Source organism: Cobetia sp. PDI-23MA (genome assembly GCF_059507735.1).
The window spans coordinates 860,434-880,407 of the sequence record NZ_CM183352.1 but is presented as its reverse complement, the minus strand read 5'-3'; the positions used below and the strand labels follow the sequence as shown (position 1 = coordinate 880,407).

Genomic DNA, 19,974 nt, shown 5'->3' with positions numbered 1-19,974 from the left:
AAGCAAGATCCCAGTTGGCAGCAGCCTGATATCAGCAGGCGGCAGAGCGTCTCATTCACTGCCGGGTGACGCACTGCCCAGTTCGATCTCCGCACGCAGTTGCTCCAGCACCTGCTGCCATTGGCGGTGTGCGCCCTCCTTGCCCCCGAGCTGCTCCAGACCGCGTGCCGTCCAGGTACCGGGGGTGCCGATGCGCGAGGCAAGCTCACCCGGCGGGGTATCGGGGTGGGCTTCCATCAGCGCAAGGGCATCACGCATCTGGGTCATCAACAACTGGCGGGCCTGAGGCCCGGTGATGCCCGGGACAGTCTGGAACCAGTCGAGCAACGCCTGCTGCTGCGCCATCTGCCAGGCATTCACGCAGACCGCCAGCATGCTGGCCTCGAAGGCCGCTTCATCATCGAAGGCGATGATCTGCCGGACCGCCGGCCCGAGCAGGTCGCGCGTCAGCGGGTCTTCCGGATAGAGCGTGAGGGCGCTCTGCCCCTCACAGACTGCCAGCCCCGTCATCACCCGCACCACTCGCGCCGGCGCGAACCAGCGCTGCAGCTGCTGCAGTGGCACACCGGCTGCCAGCACCATCAGGTGATGATCCTTGCTCAGTGCGTGGCTTTCACGCAGCTCACTTGCCAGCGCCTCGAGCTGCTGCGGCCGCACCCCGACCAGCAGGCACAGGCTCGATTCACACACCGCGACGTTGCTTACGTGGCGGATGGCACCGAAACGCCAGCCCAGACGGTGACTGCGCACGTCGTTGCGCGGCGAGAGGTGAAATTCCAGATCATGCCGGGAGCGGCCTTCGCGCTGACAACCGCGCGCCAACGCGACCAGCAATGACTCCGCCAACTCCCCCACCCCCAGCACTCCCAATCGCGTGGGCGGCTGGCGAGACTCGCGATGACAGGTGGAGGTCGAGGAATAGGTGGACGATGCCATGAGCTAACTCCTGATGACTCAGCGGAAGAGGGAAGACAGCTTCAAGGAAAGAAGCAGCGGGGATGTGGCGTGACAGTCTGCCTTGCGATGCCAACGGTACCACTGAGGCGGCGACTGACGCCTGACAATCGCCCGCAGCATGTGCACATCGCCCCCCCCCTTGTGGCTTGCATTATGGCGCACACACCTTGATTTGATGACTCCTCACAGCGTAGTCACTCCTCACTCCTTTCACCTGAATTCCCGTCTCGCGAGTGACGCAATGCCGCGCTGGGCTGGGGCCACACGCCCAGCTCAGGTAAGCTTGGACCCATTGGCCCTGGATGCCTGCCTGACGCGACTCACTGCCCGAGCGAGATCATGACCGAACGCCTGCTGGATATGCCCGCCCCCGTCGATTCCCTCTATCTGGACTTCCTGGCCGCCCTGCGAGATGCAGGCTTTGCCGGTGACATCAGTCCGGACTACGCCAACCGCACCGTGTTGTCGACCGACAACTCGCTCTATCAGGTGCTGCCTCAGGCCGTGGTCTACCCGCGCCATGCCGAGGATATCCAGTGCATCGCGCGCCTCTCCCACGAGTCACGCTTTTCGGGCGTCACCCTCGCGCCACGCGGTGGCGGTACCGGCACCAATGGCCAGTCGCTCAATGACGGCGTGCTGGTGGATGTCTCGCGGCACATGAACCGCATTCTCGAGATCGATGTCGAGAACCGCCGCGTGCGCGTCGAGGCCGGTGTGGTGAAGGACCAGCTGAATGCCGCGCTCAAGCCGCATGGCCTGTTCTTCGCGCCGGAACTCTCGACCTCCAACCGCGCCACCATTGGCGGCATGATCAATACCGATGCCTCCGGCCAGGGCAGCTGCGAATACGGCAAGACGCGTGACCACGTGCTGGCGCTCGACAGCGTCCTGCTCGACGGGACACGACTGTCGAGCCATGCCATCGACGACGCCGAGCTCGAGATACTGTGCGCACGTGAGGATCGCGTCGGTGAGGTCTACCGCACCGCACGCGCGATCGCCGATGAGCGCGCCGAGGAAATCGCCGAGATCTTTCCGCCGCTCAACCGCTGCCTGACCGGCTACGACCTCGCCCACCTGCGCGAGGCTGATGGGCGTTTCAACCTCAACAGCCTGCTGTGCGGCGCCGAGGGCACGCTGGGCTTCGTGGTCGAGGCCGAGCTGAATGCATTGCCCATCGCACCCTGCTCGACGCTGATCAACCTGCGCTACGCAAGCTTCATGGACGCACTGCGCGACGCCAAGGCGCTGATGGCGGTCGAGGGCAATCGCCCGACCTCCATCGAGACGGTGGATGACACCGTGCTCAACCTCGCCATGCAGGACTTCGTGTGGGATAGCGTCGAGGAATTCTTCCCGGCCAGCGCCGAAGGCACCCCGGCCATCGGCGGCATCAACCTGATCGAATTCAATGCCGACAGCGAAGAGGTGCTGGATGCCAAGGTCCGCGCCTTCAGCGAGCACCTGGCCAGCGACACCAGTGTCGAGCGCCTCGGCTTCACCGAAGCCCGCGGGCGGGCGCAGATCAGTCGTGTCTATGGCATGCGCAAGCGCTCGGTGGGCCTGCTGGGCAATGTCGACGGCGAAGCCCGCCCGCTGCCCTTCGTCGAGGACACCGCCGTTCCGCCGGAGCACCTGGCCGATTACATCGCCGAGTTCCGTGCCGCGCTGGATGCCCGTGGCCTGCGCTATGGCATGTTCGGGCATGTCGATGCCGGCGTGCTGCACGTGCGCCCGGCGCTGGACATGAAGGACCCCGCCCAGCAGGCGATGATCCGCGAGATCTCCGATGAGGTCGCCGCCCTCACCCACAAGTACGGTGGCCTGCTGTGGGGCGAGCACGGCAAGGGCGTGCGCTCCGAGTACTCGCCACGCTTCTTCGGCAGCCTCTACGGTGCGCTGCAGGACGTGAAGTCGGCCTTTGACCCGCACAATCAGCTCAATCCGGGCAAGATCGCCTCCCCGCGCCTGCCAGTGGCGCTGGTCGACGACGCAGGCGCGAGTGATGCTGATGTCAGCGAAGGGGGCAACGAAGAGAACAGTGAGAGCGACAAGCGTGATCATGCTGACAGCGCCGTCGAGGCCTTCGACCCCCGCTTGATGCGTATCGATGACGTGACCATGCGTGGCGATCTCGACCGCCAGATCGATGAGCGCGTGTGGCAGGAATACGCCAGCGCCGTCTACTGCAACGGCAACGGCGCCTGCTACAACTACGACCCCAACGACGCCATGTGCCCGTCGTGGAAGGCGACTCGCCAGCGCATCCACTCGCCCAAGGGGCGTGCCAGCCTGATGCGTGAGTGGCTGCGCCTGGAAGGCAACGCCGGACGCGACGTGATCGCCGAAGCCCAGGCTGCGCGTACGCCGGGCCTCAAGGGCACCGGCATATGGCTGGCACGTCTGCCGGCGCGCCTCAGCGCCTCGCTCAAGGCGCGGCGTGCCGGCACCACACAGGCAGAGAGTCAGCCTGACGCCAACTTCGACCAGCAGGTCTACGACGCCATGTCCGGCTGCCTGGCGTGCAAATCCTGCGCGGGCCAGTGCCCGATCAAGGTCAACGTGCCCGATTTCCGCAGCCGCTTCCTTGAGGTCTATCACCATCGTTATCAGCGCCCGCTGCGCGATTACCTGATCGGCAGCCTCGAATTCGTGCTGCCGTGGGCCGAGCGCGTCACGCCGCTGTATAACGGCCTGCTGTCCAATCGCCTGGTCAGTCGTCTGCTGGAGGGCCCGATCGGCATGGTCGATGCGCCGCGCCTGTCCCGCGCCTGTCTGCGCAAGCAGCTCAAGAGCTGGGGCGTGTCCGAGGCGACGCCGACCCAGCTGGGCCGTCTGACCGAGTCCCAGAAGGCCAGAAGCGTGATTCTGGTGCAGGATGCCTTCACCAGCCACTTCGAGGCCCAGCTGGTGATGGACATCATCGAGCTGCTGTCGCGACTCGATATTCATGTCTTCGTCGCGCCCTTTGCCCCCAACGGCAAGCCGCTACAGGTACAGGGCTTCACCGGCGCCTTCCAGCGTACCGCACGTGCCCAGGCCGAGCGTCTCAAGGCGATCGCCGACTTCGGCGTGCCGCTGGTCGGCATCGACCCGGCGATGACCCTGACCTACCGTCAGGAGTACGTGAAGACCCTCGGCCCGGACGCCACGCCCGACGTCCTGCTGCTGCAGGAATGGCTGATCAGCCTGCGCAAGCTGCTGCCGGTCGGCGTCACCAAGACGGTGCTGGGCAAGATGGACCCGGGCATGAAACTCTTGAGCCACTGTACCGAGAGCACCAATGCCCCGGGCTCGGCCAAGGCCTGGCAGCAGGTCTACTCCGCCTTCGGCCTCAAGCTCGAGACCATCGCCACCGGCTGCTGCGGCATGTCCGGTACCTACGGCCACGAAGCGCGCAATCTCGAGACATCACGCGCCATCTATGACCTGTCGTGGAAGTCCGTGGTCGAGGATGATGACAATCAGGGCAAGCTGGTCGCCAGTGGCTATTCGTGCCGAAGTCAGAGCAAGCGTTTCTCGGACAGCCAGTTGCCTCATCCGCTGCAGGCATTGCTGCCGCTGCTGCGTCGCGCCCAATGAGGGATCGTGTCTGCCCGACGCCATCACGCGGGCACGACAGAGAAAGGAAATGAGGAGAGCGCGATAAGGCAACGCGACGTTGCATACCACGGAATCAACCGCTAGGCTGCGCCCTTTCGGCCTGCCGCGCGGCACCTGAGTGGCGCCTGCCCCCTGCTTCGAGCCTGTACAGGCAAGCAGGAGCAAGGGCCACTGACAGACGGCTGAGACACAACGAAACGATGAGCGGTGACCGCAACAGTGGCACCGCTCATTTTCGCTGACTCCAAGGAAGACATCCGATGACCGAACCTGCTCTGGCCCTGACCCTGATCGGTCTGATGGCCCTCGGCTGCCAATGGCTGGCCTGGCGCATGCGTCTGCCCGCCATCCTGCCGCTGCTGATCGTCGGCATCCTCGCCGGCCCCGTCACGGGCTGGCTGAAGCCGGATGAGCTGCTCGGCGACCTCTTGTTCCCGCTGGTCTCGCTGGCGGTGGCGGTCATCCTGTTCGAGGGCAGCCTGACGCTGGACTTCAAGGACCTGCGCGGCCATGGCCATATCGTCAGGCGGCTGGTCACCACCGGCGTGGTGATCACCGGCGTGATCGGCACCGTGGCCGCCCACTATCTGCTCGACATGCGCTGGGAGATGGCCGCCGTGCTCGGTGCCCTGCTGGTGGTGACAGGCCCGACGGTGGTGATGCCATTGCTGCAGACGCTGCGCGCGCGCGGCAACCTGACCCAGATCCTGCGCTGGGAGGGCATCATGATCGACCCGGTCGGCGCGCTGCTGGCGGTACTGGTCTATGAGTACGTCGCGCTCGGCATGACCGGCAATGCGGCCTCGCACACCCTGTTGCTGTTCGCCCAGACGGTGGGCCTCGGGCTCGGCATGGGGGCACTGGGTGGCTGGTGCTGGGGGCTGGTGCTGCGTCATTTCTGGCTGCCCCAGAAGCTGCACAACTTCGGCACCCTGATGGTGATGCTGGGGCTGTTCGCCATCTCCAACACCCTGTTCCATGAATCCGGCCTGCTGACCGTCACCGTGATGGGCGTGTGGCTGGCCAACATGCGCGGTGTACCGACCCAGCAGATCATCGAGTTCAAGGAGACCCTGACGGTTCTGCTGATCTCGGGACTGTTCCTGCTGCTGGCGGGGCGCCTGACCGTCGAGCAGCTGTCCCTGCTGTCGTGGCCGGCATGGATCTTCCTGGCAGTATTGATGTGGGTCGCACGCCCCCTGACGGTCTGGCTGTGTACCCTGGGCAGCGGGCTGACGCTGCGCGAGAAGGCCCTGCTGGCCTGGCTCTCGCCGCGCGGCATCGTCGCGGCAGCGGTCGCTTCGCTGTTCGCCCTCAAGCTCGAATCCCAGGGCATCGAGGGTGCCGAGATGCTGGTACCGATGACCTTCCTGGTCATCATCGGCACGGTGGTGATCCAGAGTCTGTTGTCGCGCCCCATCGTCAAGGTGCTGGGCGTCGGCGAGCCGCCGCCCTCGGGGTTCCTGATCCTGGGCGCCAACTCGGTGTCGCGCCAGATCGCCCGTGAACTGGTCGATGCCGGCTTCTCTGTGCGCCTGACCGATACCAACTGGGACGCGGTGCAGGAAGCGCGCATGGCGGGTCTGCCGGTCTACTACGGCAACCCGCTGTCTGAACATGCCGCCCAGCATCTCGAGCTCACCGGCATCGGCCACCTGATGCCGCTGTCGCCCTATCGCGAACTCAATAGCCTGGCCGCGCTGCACTTCGAGCACATTCTGGGCCACGGGCGTGTCTTCCGACTCGCCGAGGACAATGGCAAGAATGCCAAGCGCCAGCAGGACCAGGCACTGGGGCATCTGCCGTTGCTGTTCGATGGCAAGATCACCTATGCCAAGCTGGCGAGCCTGCTATCTCAGGGCGCGCAGTTCCGGCGTGCGCGCATCACCGAGAGCTTCAGCCTCGAGGATTACCGCAAAATTCACGAAGAGCGCCTGCTGCCACTGTTCTGTATCAGCAGCCAGGGTCGCATCCGGATCGCCAACACGGCCGTGGCGCTGGAGCCCAAGGCCGGCGAGACACTGATCAGCCTGATCCATGCCGACTCGCCGGAGCTGAACAAGCCTTCCCAGCCCAGGAACGACAAGGCGGAAGTTCCCCAGACCGACAAGGGCATGGGCGGCAAGTCATCACAGACTTCACGGACGCCGCCGGGCTCAGGGTCGGGCCCTCTGCCGGCCAGTCGACTGCCGGGCGCCGGCACCTGACAGGGGGATAGACTCAGTATCACGTCGGGACATCACGACGGTACCAAGGAGAAAGCACGAGGCTCGCTCATGGCGGGCCTCGTGCGTGTTGACGCAGGCACGCCGCGCGCGATTCACAAAAAATGCGTCAAACGTTAGTGGCAGACTCCGACAGAGGGCAAAAATACTGGTAGAGTACGCGCCAGTTTTGGCCATACCGTCCTGTGGCCAGCGCTATTGCCTTGTCCTCAACGTAACACCTACGCATTCAGGAGCTGCTTGATGCAGATCGTCATGGGCCTGGTGGGCATCTTCGCCCTGCTGGGGATTGCCTTCCTTCTCTCAGAAAACCGACGCGCCATCAGCCTGCGCACCGTACTGGGTGCCTTTGCCATCCAGGCGATGCTGGGGGCCTTCGTGCTCTACGTGCCTGCCGGCAAGAGCATGCTGCTTGGCCTCAGCGAAGGTGTACAGGCCGTAATGTCCAGTGCCAACGTCGGCATGGACTTCCTGTTCGGCGGCCTGGTCAGCGACAAGATGTTCGAAGTCTTCGGCGGCGGCGGCTTCGTGTTCGCGCTGCGCGTACTGCCGATCATCGTGTTCTTCTCGTCACTGATCGCGGTGCTCTATCACCTGCGCGTGATGAACGTCGTGATCAGCGTACTCGGCGGCGGCCTGTCGAAGGTGCTCGGCACCAGCCGTCCGGAGTCCCTGTCCGCGGCCGCCAACATCTTCGTCGGCCAGACCGAAGCCCCGCTGGTCGTGCGCCCGTTCATCGCCGGCATGACCCGCTCGGAGCTGTTCGCCGTGATGACCGGTGGCCTGGCCTCGGTAGCCGGTTCCGTACTGGTGGGCTATGCCTCGCTGGGCATCGACCTCAAGTACCTGTTGGCGGCTTCCTTCATGGCGGCGCCGGGTGGCCTGCTGATGGCCAAGATGCTGATCCCGGAGACCGAAACCAAGACCCAGAGCGTCGAAGAAGCGCTGGGCAAGGACATCGATCGCCCGACCAACGTCATCGACGCTGCCGCCTCCGGCGCAGCCTCTGGCGTGCAGCTGGCGATCAATGTCGGCGGCATGCTGCTGGCCTTCATCGCGTTGATCGCGCTGGGCAACATCATCGTCGGCTGGGTCAGCGGCCTGTTCGGCTATGAAGACATCACGCTGCAGCTGCTGCTGGGCTATGCCTTCGCCCCGGTGGCCTGGGTCATCGGCGTGCCGTGGCACGAAGCCATCCAGGCGGGTAGCTTCATCGGTCAGAAGCTGGTGCTCAACGAGTTCGTCGCCTTCGCCGATCTCGCCAGCCACCAGATCAAGCTGTCCGAGCACTCCGAAGCGATCATCATCTTCGCGCTGTGCGGTTTCGCCAACCTGTCTTCCGTCGCCATCCTGATGGGGGGCCTGGGGCTGATGGCGCCAAACCGTCGTGGTGATATCGCGCAGATGGGCATGAAGGCGATTCTCGCCGGCACCCTCTCCAACCTGATGTCAGCGAGCCTCGCCGGCCTGTTTCTGTCGCTGTAAGACGCTTGGTGAGCGTCACTCGCCAGTGAGTGACGCTCACCAGGTGACATCTCGACAACGTCCGCCCAATGCGGGCGTTGTCGTATCTGGCACACCCAATGACTTAGCCTCTTCTTACCCTCTTCTCACCCTCTTCTCACCCTCTGCTCGCCCTCTGACTTCTCCCCTTGCATGGCTGCGACTGAGCGGCCATGGGTGCCAGTCAGCGCAACGCCGGTTTGCCGATTGACTCCCTCACCCCCGCCCCAGACAATGGTTCACGTTGAAGCTAGGGTGCTCGGGAAACGGGTGAAAACCCCGTACTGCCCCCGCAACGGTGATCGCAACGCTCATGCAGGTCGACCACGATCAACAAGATCGACACGGCCAGCCACTGCCTCCGGGAGGTCCTGTCAATCAGACTTCCCCCAAGGGAAGGAGGTGGGAAGGCGCATGAGGGGGTGAGACTCCTGCCATTGGAGTCCACCAGGCGTCAGTCCGGAGACCGGCCCTCGCTTCCACACTGGTTGATGCGGAGGGCCTCACCAGTGGCAAGTCTCCCGCGACGGGCCTGCTTGATCAGGGCGCGTGCGGGGGACGTGTGCTCACGCACCCTGTCACGCTGTCCTCCTCATTGCGTCTGACGCTTGAGGATCATTAATGAAACACAACAACACTCGTGGTCGCGCTTCCGCGCAGGCCAGATTTACCCTCGTCGGTAGCCTGCTGCTGCTGACCCCGCCCGCCGTCGCCGCTGATGCGCTGACAACGGATGTATCCGATGATCTGGACACCGTGCAAGTCACCGCCAATCGCATTCCGCAGCTGCAGAATGATGTCCTGGCCAGCACCGAGGTCATCACCCGTGACGAGATCGATCGCCTGCAGGCCAATTCGCTAGTCGATCTGCTGCAGTCACGCAATGGCATCGAGGTCGCCCGCAGCGGCCCGATGGGCAGCCAGACCAGCCTCTTCATGCGCGGTACCGAGTCCGACCACACCTTGATTCTGGTCAATGGTCAGCGCGTCGCCAACAGTGCCGATGGCCTGGCGCATTTCGAATTCCTGCCACTCGCTGCCGTCGAGCGTGTCGAGATCGTGCGTGGTCCGCGCGCCAGCGTCTACGGCGCCGATGCCATCGGTGGCGTGATCAACCTGATCACGCGTGGCGGCAGCGAAGTCGGTCAGCATGCAGAAGTCACCCTGCGTGCCGGCAGCGACGGCACCTTCCGCCAGAACGCCCAGTTCAGCTCAGTGGAAGATGACACGCGCCTCTCGGCCAATCTCCATCATGATGAGAGCGATGGCTTCTCGGCCCGCGATACCGGTAGTGAAGATGATGGCTACGAGGCCACGGGCGCCGAACTGCGTCTTGGCCACGACTTCGGTCAGCGGGCCACGCTCAGCCTCGGCGTCGCCAACACCGAGACCGATTACGACTATGACGACTGCTACGACAGCAGCTTCAGTGCCTCGGAAGACTGCCACGGCGAAGGCAGTCAGACGGTATTGGATGCCAGCCTGCTGACGCACCTGAACCCGAACTGGGACATGACGGTCAGCGTGGCACGCACGCGGGATGAGTACGAGAACACCGAAGCCGGCAGCGATGCCGGGCGTGTCGCCAGCACCCGCAACGAGGTCGGCCTGCGCCACGACTTCTACACCGACCTCGGCACGCTCAGTCTGGGGGTGGACCATCGCGAGGAAAGCCTGGATGCCGATGGCCCCTACTTCACCGCCGAGGGCTACAGCGTCGATAGCCGCTATGCCACCGGCGTCTACGGCAGCTGGCATCTTCAGCAACAGCGTCACCACGTCACGACCAGCCTGCGTTACGACGACGACAATCGTTATGGCCATCAGATGACGGGCGGCTCCAGCTACGCCTATGACCTGACGGCCGCGCAACAGCTCGGTGCCAGCTATTCCAGCGCATTCAAGGCACCGAACCTGATCGACCTCTACAGCCCCTACGGCTCCGGCAACCCGGATCTCGATGCCGAGACCTCCACGACGGCCGAGATGTTCTGGCGTCTGCAGGAGCAGCGATGGCACGTAGGCGTCAATGCTTTCCAGACGGATATCGACAATCTGATCAGCTACGAAGGTGCCAATTTCACGCCGATCAATATCGATCGCTCACGCATCCGTGGCATCGAGCTGAGCGGTGGCTGGCAAGGTGATGCGCTCAGCGTGAACCTTGCCATGACCTGGCAGGATCCGGAGGACCGCGATACCGGTGAGCAATTGAAGCGCCGCGCCCAGCGCTTTGCGCGTCTGGACGCCGATTACGCCCTCGACGACTGGAGCTTCGGTGCCACGCTGCGTGGCAGCGCCAGCCGCAGCGATACTGACGCAGACACCTACACCGACACGCGCACTGCCGGCTATGGCGTGGTCGATCTGCGCACCAGCTGGCAGGTAATGCCGAACGTCAAGCTGAGCGCCAAGCTGGATAACGTCTTCGATCGCGATTACCAGCTGGTCAATGGCTACAACATCCAAGGCCGTTATGTGGAAGGCGGCGTCACCTTCTTCTTCTGATCGGCTTTCCCCTGGGCACCTCTTTCGAAGAGCCTCGGGCGTTAGCCAGCCACACATGGCACAGCACCGATCAGGGCACCGTCCCCCGGGTCGATGCTGTGCCTTTGACTTACGGAGCATACGCATGACGGATCGCAATACCCGCCACAAGGTCGCAATGGAAAAGCTGAAGTCGCATGTCGATGACAAGGTGGCACAGGCCACTGAGGAGCGCGGCCAACTACTGGTGTTCACCGGCAATGGCAAGGGCAAGACGACCGCCGCCTGGGGCACCATCACCCGCGCGCTGGGCTATGGCTACAAGGTCGGGGTCATCCAGTTCATCAAGGGGCTGTGGGAATGCGGCGAGCGCGAACGGCTCGCCGAGGATGCCAATCTCGAAGTACATGCCATGACCACCGGCTTCACCTGGGATACCCAGAATCGTGAGGCCGATACCGCTGCCTGTCAGGCCGTTTGGCAGCAAGCGCAGCGCCTGATGCGTGATGACAACGTCTATCTGGTGGTGCTCGACGAGCTGACCTACATGGTCAAGTTCGGCTATCTGCCGCTGGAGGAGGTAATGACGGCACTCGAGAATCGTCCAGCAGAACAGACCGTGATCATCACCGGTCGCAATGCCAATCGTGAAATCGTCGCCTGTGCCGATACCGTCACCGAGATGACCGAGGTTCGCCACGGCTTCAATCATGGCCTCAAGGCGCGACGCGGCATCGATTTCTGAGCATCCAGCATTCCAGCCGCTCTTGCTCCGACGCGCTTACTCTGACGCCTTCAGCCCGACGCCTGCACCTTCTCGATGGCAGCACAGACCTCTGCCATCGCCTCGACACTGCGCGGGCCGGGACGGCTGATCAGGTCAGGAGTCAGACCCGCCAGTGCCACCTCGGAAAGCGGCCCTTCACTCGCGCGCCAGGCGGCAATCCACCCCTCGCGCGCCGGCCCCTTCGCGATCGGATGCAGAATCAGGCGCGGCCTGGCCAGCCACAAGGCTTCCCGGTTGATCTGCGGCACCACGGCGGGTGAGTCCGTCAGCAGCGGCTCACCGCCGCAGCGCCGAATCAGCTCATTGACCAGATGGTTGCCGCCCAGCGTCGTCATCGGGCTTTCCCCCAGCAGGAAGAAGACCGGCAAGGGGGCGCTGTCGCGGGCGCGCTCCAGCTGCTCGATTCGCGCTGCGAGCTCCGCCACATGCTTATCCGCAATGTCGCGGGTGCCCAGCAAGGTGCCAAGCCGGGCGATATTGGACAGCACGTCGTCGAGTGAGGCGGGCTCGCTGACGAAGACAGGCATCCCCAACGCCGTCAGACGCGCATGCATCTCATCGGAAAGCCCGCTGCCCCATGCCACGATCAGATCAGGCCGTGCACTGAGCAGCGCCTCCAGGTTGGGGCCGTGATAGCTGGCCAGACGCGGCAGCTCGCTGACCGCAGGGGGGAAATCACTGCCTTGGCTCACGCCGATCAAGGCCGGCAAGCCTCCCGCCGCCGATACCAGCTCGGCCGCATGCGGGGCCAGCGTGACCACCCGCTGCGCCGGCTGCGACAGCGTCACGACATCGCCTGCATCGTCGATCACCTCACGCCCTGCGGCCAGGGCAGGCGACGCCATCAGTGATGACATGACGAGCGCCAGCACTGCCTGTGCAGCGCCTCGTATCCAGCGCAGTCTCTCGTGTACCTTCACGCATCGCCCTCATTGCTGATACTTTCAAGCCTATCGCGCCCGCATTCATGCCCCTCACCAAGCGCCAGGCAACAATGTTGCCACTTTACTCAAGGGAATTCCCATGCTGATGAACCACGCTACCAGAGGCCCCGCCCCCCTCGCCCTGCGCCTGCGTCGTACCGCCATGCTGTGCGGCCTGGCGCTCTGCACTGCCAGCACCACACACCTGGCCCGCGCCGACCAGACACCCGCACCGGCTCTGGTGCATGTCAGCGCCAGCGCCAGCCTGGAGGCGGCGCCCGACAAGGCGACCATCCAGGCTCGCCTGTGGGAGAAGACGCCCGCGCGCAAGGTGGATGACAAGGCTCCCGACAGCAAGGCCGAGGGTCAGGCGGCCCGCAAGGCACGCGAGTCACTAGAATCACGCATGACGACCCTGATTCAGGCACTGGAGAAAGCGGGCATCGACAGCCGTCAGATCAGTGCCGGCAGCCTCAACCTGCGCCCTGAGCAGTACTACGAGCGCAACAATGGTCAGCAGCAGCCCCAGCAATGGCGCCGTACACACCTCGAACGCCCGATCAGCCTCGCTCTCGATGACCTGGACAAGGTACCGGAAGTCATCGACCTGCTGCTGGGCGCTGGGGTCAATCAACTGGCCGGTGTGCAGTATCAGATCAGTGAACGGGACGCCCTGGAAGACAAGGTGTTGAAGGAGGCCTTGGCCAAGGCACGCCACAAGGCACAGCTGATGGCCGAGACCCTCGGCGCGACCCTGGGCAGCGTGCAGTCGATCAATGAGTCCTCTCACAGCCCGCGCCCGCAGATGATGGCAATGCGTGCCGACATGGCGGAGGCCAAGAGCAGCGGCAGCGAATACCGCCCGGGCGAGTTGAGCCTCGAGAGCAGCGTTCAGGTCAGCTGGCATATCAAGTCTGCCGATTGAGGTCGTCGCGCAAAACGTGAGCGAGTGATCAGCAGCAGTGATCTCTGCTGCTGATCACTGCCATGAAAAAGACGCCAGCCGCAGAGTCTGCGACTGGCGTCTTTTTTTGCCCATGAGGCAGGCAATCAGCCGATCAGGCGCCCAGCTCCTGCTCGATCAGCGCCAGCGCCGCCAGCGGATCCTGCGCCTGGGTGACAGGACGCCCGATCACCAGATGGGTGCTACCGGCCGCCATGGCTTCACCGGGCGTCATGGTGCGCCGCTGATCACCGGCCTGCGCGAAGCTCGGGCGAATACCCGGCGTTACCTTGAGAAACTCAGGGCCACACAGCGCCTTGAGGCTCGGGGTCTCACGTGCGGAGCACACCACACCGTGCATGCCGCTCTGCTGGGCGAGGGCCGCCAGCCGCTCGACCTGTGCAAGCGGCGTGACATCCAGCCCGATACCGGCCAGATCGGCCTGTTCCATGCTGGTCAGCACCGTCACGGCGATCAACTGGGTGTCGAGGCCGCGAGTCGAGAGTGCCTCGGCGGCGGCCTGCATCATGCGCGCACCACCAGAGGCGTGGACATTGGTCATCCACACGCCGTGCTCCGCTGCCGCCAACACAGCCTGGGCGGTGGTATTGGGGATGTCATGGAATTTGAGATCAAGAAAGACCTCGAAGCCGCGTTGATGCAGTGCCTTGAGAATCTCGGGACCCACACGCGTGAACAGCTCCTTGCCCACCTTGACGCGACAGCGGGCAGGATCCAGCTGGTCTGCCATGGCAAGCGCAGCTTTCATGTCCGGGTAGTCGAGGGCGATGATCAGGGGGGAAGTCGTGGCAGGCATCCGGGCTCCAGGCGATGTGGCAGGCGCAATGACGGGAGGTCATGGGCTCGGGGCAACATTATAGCGCTCGGCTCTATGGTTGTATGCCCAGGGAAAGACGAATCGAATCAGCAGGCTAACGCTCTTAGCGCTTTCTTGCGTTGAGCGCAGAAAGCCGCGTAAGGATGAGAAACCGTTTAAATCTAAATGACTACAAACCTAATACCTGAGCCAGAGTATTTCTCGCGCAGGGCCTCGGGTGGTGGCTCCGCGCACACCCAATCGACCACCCTGATGTGAGCATAGGAAGCGACCATGAAAACCCTGCTAGGAACACTTCTCGTGACCAGCCTGCTGGTACTGTCACCGACCAGCCAGGCCGCAGACATGAACATCAACACCGCCACTGCCGCACAACTGACCGAGCTCAAGGGCATCGGTGACAAGAAGGCCCAGGCCATCGTCGAGTGGCGCAAGGCGAACGGCCCCTTCACCGACGTGTCACAGTTGACGGAAATCAAGGGAATCGGTCCCAATACGCTCAAGCGCATGAACACGACATTGACGCTGGGCGAGCCGGGCAAACCAGGAAAGATGACCTCGTCCATCAACACGAAGAGCCCATCGCTCAAGCAAGACGTGGCTACCCAGAAGAACCAGGCTGTCAAGAAAGGTCAGAGCATCGACAAGACCACTACCCAGAGGGTCGTCGACTCCCACAAGGAAGTCGAGAGCCTCAAGACTGCCAGCAACAATAGTTGAGCCGTCTCGCCAATCAGGCAACCTCGTGTCAGTTGCGGGGTTGCCTGCCCATCGACTCTCTTCCTCCCAGAGAACTGGCAAGAATTGGCAAGAATTGGCAAAAAAATTCAAATAGCGCACCGGCAAGCCAGCGTCATGCAAACGCGGTGCTCTAGCCATCCCCCTCTGAACCCCACAACCAAAAAAGCCGACCCGAAGGTCGGCTAGCGGGGTTTCCCCCTCCCCTGACGGCGAATCGGCACCTGCAAAAAAGCCCGATTCTGACAGCGGCCATCCTGGCCTGCCCCTTCCCCAAGGGGCTCCCTGAATGTCAGCCTCTGTCGGCAGCTGACACCTCTGCTTCTGACATCGATAGCTTTGATATCAACAGCTCTGATATCGCTAGCGCTTCCGCCTGTGCCGGCCTGCTGCGGCCTCGACAGGGACACTCTACCCCGCCACTCCCCGCGCGAATCTGATCTGCATCAAGTCCTGAAGGCTTCACGGATCGATCTTGGCGACTGGCGCGCAGCCGACTGATCCATATCAATTTTCTCCATCGCCATAGGCCCCAACAACAGACAGCCCCGCTGCCGAGGATTCCGGCAGCGGGGCTGTCTTTAGTTGAAAAGGGACTGCAACGAGGAGCTTGAGCGATACCCCTTTTGCAATGCCTACTTCAGCGACGCACCTTCTTGTCTTCGATCTCGGTATGGCTGACATCGAGACCGAGCGGATGACCGGCCGAGAGTTCGGCACGCGTGGCATCGCGCACATCCAGCACCTCGACTTCCCAGTTCAACGCCTGACCTGCCAGCGGATGATTGGCATCGACCTTGACCTGCTGCTCGCCGACTTCCAGCACCGTGACCGACCGCTGGCCTTCCGGCGTGCGGGCCTGAAAGCGCATCCCGGCGTTGATCTCGCCCGGGCCGAAGGCATCACGTCCGAAGTACTGCACCAGGCCTTCATCCCGCTCACCGAAACCTTCGGCTGGCGTCAGATTGACGACCTTGCGGTCGCCGACATCGCAGCCCTCAAGCGCTCTCTCGAGCGCTGCCAGAATATTGTCGTGGCCATGCAGGTAGTCCATCGGCTCACGCTCAAGGGAGCTATCCAGCACAGTGCCATCAGCGGTGCGCAGGGTGTAATGCAGGCTGACGACCTGCTGGGAAGTAATCGCCATGGGAACCACTCCAGAAGAAAGATGCAATGCGGTCTCGCGGATCAAGTCGGATGAGACAGGACGACAGCTCAGCTTTCGCTGCGCCGCAGCTGACGACTGGACAGCTCGACACGCTGTTGCTGATTGATCAGATTGAGCAGCACGATGACGCGCTCATCGCCCTTCGCGCTCTCGAAGACGCCACTGAGCGAACTCAAGGGGCCATCGATGATCTCGACCTGCTCGCCGGCACGAAAATAGACATTCTCCGGCGGTTGCTCCTGGCGTTGCTCGCCGCTGGCGATCAGGGCTTCCACCAGAGGCGTCGGCACCGCCGTCGGCGTATTGCCGAAGCTGACCAGCTTGAGCACGCCACGGGTCGAGCGAATCGGACGCCAGTTGTCATCCATCTGATCAAGGCGTATGAACAGGTAATAAGGGAAGAGCGGCTCTTCGACCCAACGCAGCTTGCCGCCGCGCTTCTTCTCCACCTCCAACAGGGGGTGGAAGACGTGAAATCCCTGATTGGTGAGGTTCTCCGCCGCACGGAAGGATTCCCCGCCCTTGCACTGGATAAGATACCAATGCGCCTTGGCAGCTTCTCGGGCTTCACTCATGATGACCTCTCATTGCCTGCCTGCCCCACTCATGCGTGTCTCGACCTGCATCATGCCTGTCGGCTGACCGGCAGGACAATGCATGGCTCTTGCCCTCAGGCAGTGCGACAATCCGGCCATGAATGACGCAAGCGGCAGATAGCCGCTCACCGTGCGTGTGACACGCGCGGCCACACCCTCTGCATGGACAGGCAAGGCTTTGACTTCAAAGGATTTACGCTTACTCGTTGGCCGTCATGGTATCACGTTCCTGATGGGCTTCGCCTCCGGGCTGCCACTGCTGCTGACCGGTAGCGTGCTGCAGGCCTGGATGACGGATGCCGGTGTCTCGCTTGACGCCGTGGGCCTGCTCGCGCTGGTCGGCCTGCCCTACACACTGAAGTTCCTGTGGGCGCCATTGCTGGACCGCATCATGCCACCGGTGCTTGGCCGGCGCCGTGGCTGGCTGATGATCGCCCAGCTGGCCCTGACCGCACTGATCGCGCTGCTTGCCCTGCAGGACCCGCACATGTCGCCGCTGACCATGGGCACCATCGCGCTGGCGGTCAGCTTCTTCAGCGCCACCCAGGACATCGTGATCGACGCCTATCGGCGCGAACATCTGCCGGACAACGAGCTGGGGCTGGGCTCCAGTTTCTATGTCTATGGCTATCGCATCGGCATGCTGATGGCCTCGGCCGGCGGCCTGGTGCTGGCCGACATGATCGGCTTCCGCGTGACCTACCTGATCATGGCCGCGACCTTGGGCGCCTGCATGCTGGTGACGCTGCTGGCACCGGAGCCCGAGGCACAGGCCGCGCCGCGCGCCCATCATCTGCATGAGATCCTGTGGGACCCCATCCGCCACTTCATGAAGCGCGATGGTGCCATCTGGCTGCTATTGTTCATCCTGCTCTACAAGCTGGGCGATTCCGTGGCAGGCAATCTGACCACGCCCTTCTACAAGGACATCGGTTTCAGCAACTCGCAGATCGGCGCGACCGTGAAGCTGTTCGGCCTGTGGCCGTTGCTGGCCGGCACCTTCTTCGGCGGCCTGCTGATCATGCGTATCGGCATCTATCGAGCGCTCTGGTGGTTCGGCATCCTGCAGATGGTGTCGACTGCCGGCTTCGTGTGGCTGCATCACGTCGGTGATTCGCTGGCGTGGCTCGCGGCGGTGGTCGCCTTCGAGAACCTGGCAGCCGGCATGGGCAGCGCCGCCTTCATCGCCTTCATGGGCGCGCTGACCGACAAGCGCTTTACCGCCGGCCAGTACGCGATGCTCTCATCGATCATGGGCCTGCCGCGCGTGGTGATTGCCGCGCCCTCCGGCTATCTGGCCGATGCGGCCGGCTGGGACAGCTTCTTCTGGATCTGCACGCTGGCCGCCATACCGGGCCTGTTGCTGTTGCTGCGCTTCCGCCACTGGGGCGCGATGCTGGCCACGCCACACAAGTCACCCGCCATGTCGGGCGAGTGACAACGTCGCGCAGGCAACCTGGAAAGCCCGAAAACAGCAGGAGAGCCCGAAAACACCAAGGCAGAACCACAAAACCCAGCAAGAAAGAATGAGGCAAGTCAGCCGGCGTCGTTGACACTGTAACAGCAGGTAAACGATGCTTATGCGGCATAGTGCATAAAGATAACAAGCTGCACCGCAGGCCCAGCTGGGGCCAGACGGTGACATCAAGCACAGGGAGCCCGTCATGCCCATCACCACCCGGATTCACGAAGGCATCTTGATCACGCCGCCTGCCCAGCTGACAGGCGAGCTCGCGCGCTATTTCCGCCAGGAGATGCTGGCGATGATTCCTGAGCACACTGGCACGCTGGCGGTGGACCTCAGCCATGTCGAGGCCATTGATGCCGATGGGCTCTCGGTGCTGGTCAGTCTGCATGATGCGCTGTCCCCGGCGGCGCTGGTGGTGGTTGAACCCTCGCCGGTCATGCAGACAGAGCTGGAGCGCGTGCGCCTGTTCGAGCTCTTCGATATCTACTATCAGCGCGACCCGCTGCTGGAGTCGAGCGGCGACACGCGGACAGGGCCTTCTCGTGAGGTAGCCTGATGAAACGCGATCTGACTCGGCCCAGCTCCCTTTTCCGCTCTCTTCGACGCCTGCTGGGCGTCGCGGTCACGGCCGGCCTGATGGGCGGCTGTACGCCGATCATGTTGGACGACACTCCCGCCGAAGATCACTGGCAACAGGCGACCCACTGGCCGCTGGAACTGCCTGCCCCTCATGCCGATGATCGCTTCATGCAACTGCCCGCGGGCGATGACCAGCGGCTGGCGGCGGGCGATCGACTGAGCGTCAGGGTCGCCGGCAGCGAACTCTTCGATGGCAGTTACGAGGTGGATCATGACGGACGCCTGCGCCTGCCCTGGCTCTCGCCGGTCGAGGCCTCCAACAGGACCATCGATGCTCTGGCGGATGAGATCACCCGGCGTCTGGTGCAGGAAGAGCTGATTCGCCCGGGGCTGGCGCATGTCAGCATCCGGCTCGAGGAATGGGCGCCGCTGGCCGTCGCGGTGTCCGGCGCGGTGTTCTTCCCGGGCGAGGCGGTCATCAATACCCGCCTGCCCGAAGAGCGCATGGTGCGCCGCGATTTCGCCGGCGGCGATGCCAGTCAACAGCGTCGCCTGTCGGCGGCCTTGACCACGGCCGGCGGCATCCGCCCCGATGCGGACCTGAGCCATATCGAGCTGATTCGCGACGGCCAGACACAGATTCTCGACATGCGCGGCCTGATCGACGGCGAGTATGCCGCCAATCCCTGGCTGCGTGTGGGTGACCGCGTCCACGTGCCTTCCAGCGGCGCCTTCCAGGCCGCGCTGATGCGCCCCTCGCCTCTCACCGCGCCGGGCATCGTCATCTATGCCTCCAACCTGACCACCCCTGCCAACAACAACAACGTCAGCAATTACACGGTGTTGCGCTCGCAGGTGCCCTACGGCGTGCGCATGCTGCAGGGCGTGATCAATGCCAACTGCGTCGGCGGCATCCAGGCGACCTCCGGTTCACGTCGCGCGGTGCTGATCAGCACCAACCCGATGACGCATCAGCCGGTCGTGGTCGATCGCGGTATCGATGCCCTGCTGGCCAATCCGGCGGATGTGGGCGTCAATCCCTACCTGATGCCCGAAGATGTGGTCGGCTGCTATGACTCCGGTGTCACCAACATCCGTGATATCGCCCGCACGCTGACTGACCTGCTGACGCCGGCCACTCTGCTGTAACCCATCG

The 19,974-nt window shown here is 63.5% G+C and carries 15 protein-coding genes and 1 riboswitch; of the genes, 10 read left to right on the top strand and 5 right to left on the bottom strand.

From position 1 onward, the window contains the following. Nucleotides 1-51: 51 nt before the first annotated feature. Nucleotides 52-936: a hypothetical protein gene (locus AC5WNJ_RS03770; RefSeq protein ID WP_495930414.1), complete on the bottom strand. Its 885-nt coding sequence runs from the start codon at nucleotides 934-936 to the stop codon at nucleotides 52-54. Nucleotides 937-1,296: 360 nt separating this feature from the next. Here AC5WNJ_RS03770 and AC5WNJ_RS03765 point away from each other — a divergent pair, with 360 nt between their 5' ends. The 5 genes from AC5WNJ_RS03765 (at nucleotide 1,297) to cobO (ending at nucleotide 11,523) form a co-directional block, all read left to right on the top strand. Beyond that, on the top strand, nucleotides 1,297-4,542 hold the full coding sequence (locus tag AC5WNJ_RS03765; RefSeq protein WP_495930413.1) for an FAD-binding and (Fe-S)-binding domain-containing protein: 3,246 nt from the start codon (nucleotides 1,297-1,299) through the stop codon (nucleotides 4,540-4,542). Nucleotides 4,543-4,823: 281 nt separating this feature from the next. Next, nucleotides 4,824-6,770 carry a cation:proton antiporter gene (locus AC5WNJ_RS03760; RefSeq protein ID WP_495930412.1) on the top strand — a complete coding sequence of 649 codons (1,947 nt, stop codon included), beginning with the start codon at nucleotides 4,824-4,826 and terminating at the stop codon, nucleotides 6,768-6,770. Between the two features lie 261 nt (nucleotides 6,771-7,031). After that, the gene (locus AC5WNJ_RS03755; RefSeq protein ID WP_176676347.1) at nucleotides 7,032-8,273 is read left to right on the top strand and encodes a NupC/NupG family nucleoside CNT transporter; all 1,242 of its coding nucleotides are present in this window, start codon (nucleotides 7,032-7,034) and stop codon (nucleotides 8,271-8,273) included. A 254-nt stretch (nucleotides 8,274-8,527) separates the two neighbouring features. Then, nucleotides 8,528-8,780, top strand: a riboswitch (cobalamin riboswitch). A 132-nt stretch (nucleotides 8,781-8,912) separates the two neighbouring features. Continuing rightward, entirely contained in the window at nucleotides 8,913-10,799 is a 1,887-nt protein-coding gene (locus AC5WNJ_RS03750; RefSeq protein ID WP_495930411.1) for a TonB-dependent receptor domain-containing protein, read from the top strand. Nucleotides 10,800-10,923: 124 nt separating this feature from the next. After that, on the top strand, nucleotides 10,924-11,523 hold the full coding sequence (gene cobO / locus AC5WNJ_RS03745; protein ID WP_495930410.1) for a cob(I)yrinic acid a,c-diamide adenosyltransferase: 600 nt from the start codon (nucleotides 10,924-10,926) through the stop codon (nucleotides 11,521-11,523). Between the two features lie 50 nt (nucleotides 11,524-11,573). Here the strand turns inward: cobO and AC5WNJ_RS03740 are convergent, their stop codons facing one another. Then, nucleotides 11,574-12,422, bottom strand: a complete 849-nt coding sequence (locus AC5WNJ_RS03740; protein ID WP_495930409.1) for a helical backbone metal receptor — start codon at nucleotides 12,420-12,422, stop codon at nucleotides 11,574-11,576. Between the two features lie 166 nt (nucleotides 12,423-12,588). On the opposite strand from AC5WNJ_RS03740, the gene AC5WNJ_RS03735 reads away from it, so the two are divergent. Beyond that, nucleotides 12,589-13,413: an SIMPL domain-containing protein gene (locus AC5WNJ_RS03735; RefSeq protein ID WP_495930408.1), complete on the top strand. Its 825-nt coding sequence runs from the start codon at nucleotides 12,589-12,591 to the stop codon at nucleotides 13,411-13,413. 133 nt (nucleotides 13,414-13,546) lie between these two features. Here the strand turns inward: AC5WNJ_RS03735 and pyrF are convergent, their stop codons facing one another. Next, nucleotides 13,547-14,248 (bottom strand): orotidine-5'-phosphate decarboxylase, encoded by a 702-nt coding sequence (pyrF, locus tag AC5WNJ_RS03730; protein WP_495930407.1) that lies wholly within the window; start codon nucleotides 14,246-14,248, stop codon nucleotides 13,547-13,549. 294 nt (nucleotides 14,249-14,542) lie between these two features. Between pyrF and AC5WNJ_RS03725 the strand changes: the two genes are divergently transcribed. Beyond that, the gene (locus AC5WNJ_RS03725; RefSeq protein WP_176676342.1) at nucleotides 14,543-14,989 is read left to right on the top strand and encodes a helix-hairpin-helix domain-containing protein; all 447 of its coding nucleotides are present in this window, start codon (nucleotides 14,543-14,545) and stop codon (nucleotides 14,987-14,989) included. A 658-nt stretch (nucleotides 14,990-15,647) separates the two neighbouring features. Here AC5WNJ_RS03725 and AC5WNJ_RS03720 read toward each other — a convergent pair. Together AC5WNJ_RS03720 and rfaH are read right to left on the bottom strand one after the other, a co-directional pair. Continuing rightward, the gene (locus tag AC5WNJ_RS03720; protein WP_253062335.1) at nucleotides 15,648-16,154 is read right to left on the bottom strand and encodes an FKBP-type peptidyl-prolyl cis-trans isomerase; all 507 of its coding nucleotides are present in this window, start codon (nucleotides 16,152-16,154) and stop codon (nucleotides 15,648-15,650) included. A 68-nt stretch (nucleotides 16,155-16,222) separates the two neighbouring features. Further along, nucleotides 16,223-16,750, bottom strand: coding sequence for a transcription/translation regulatory transformer protein RfaH (gene rfaH / locus AC5WNJ_RS03715; protein WP_176676340.1), 528 nt, complete (start codon nucleotides 16,748-16,750; stop codon nucleotides 16,223-16,225). A gap of 253 nt (nucleotides 16,751-17,003) precedes the next feature. Between rfaH and AC5WNJ_RS03710 the strand changes: the two genes are divergently transcribed. The 3 genes from AC5WNJ_RS03710 to AC5WNJ_RS03700 all read left to right on the top strand — a co-directional run bounded on the left by AC5WNJ_RS03710 (nucleotide 17,004) and on the right by AC5WNJ_RS03700 (nucleotide 19,967). Next, nucleotides 17,004-18,209, top strand: coding sequence for an AmpG family muropeptide MFS transporter (locus AC5WNJ_RS03710; RefSeq protein ID WP_176676339.1), 1,206 nt, complete (start codon nucleotides 17,004-17,006; stop codon nucleotides 18,207-18,209). Between the two features lie 226 nt (nucleotides 18,210-18,435). Continuing rightward, the gene (locus AC5WNJ_RS03705; protein WP_176676338.1) at nucleotides 18,436-18,795 is read left to right on the top strand and encodes an STAS domain-containing protein; all 360 of its coding nucleotides are present in this window, start codon (nucleotides 18,436-18,438) and stop codon (nucleotides 18,793-18,795) included. Next, complete coding sequence (locus AC5WNJ_RS03700) at nucleotides 18,795-19,967, top strand: polysaccharide biosynthesis/export family protein (RefSeq protein ID WP_495930406.1); 1,173 nt, start codon at nucleotides 18,795-18,797, stop codon at nucleotides 19,965-19,967. Before AC5WNJ_RS03705 ends, AC5WNJ_RS03700 begins: the two co-directional genes overlap by 1 nt. Nucleotides 19,968-19,974: the final 7 nt, after the last annotated feature.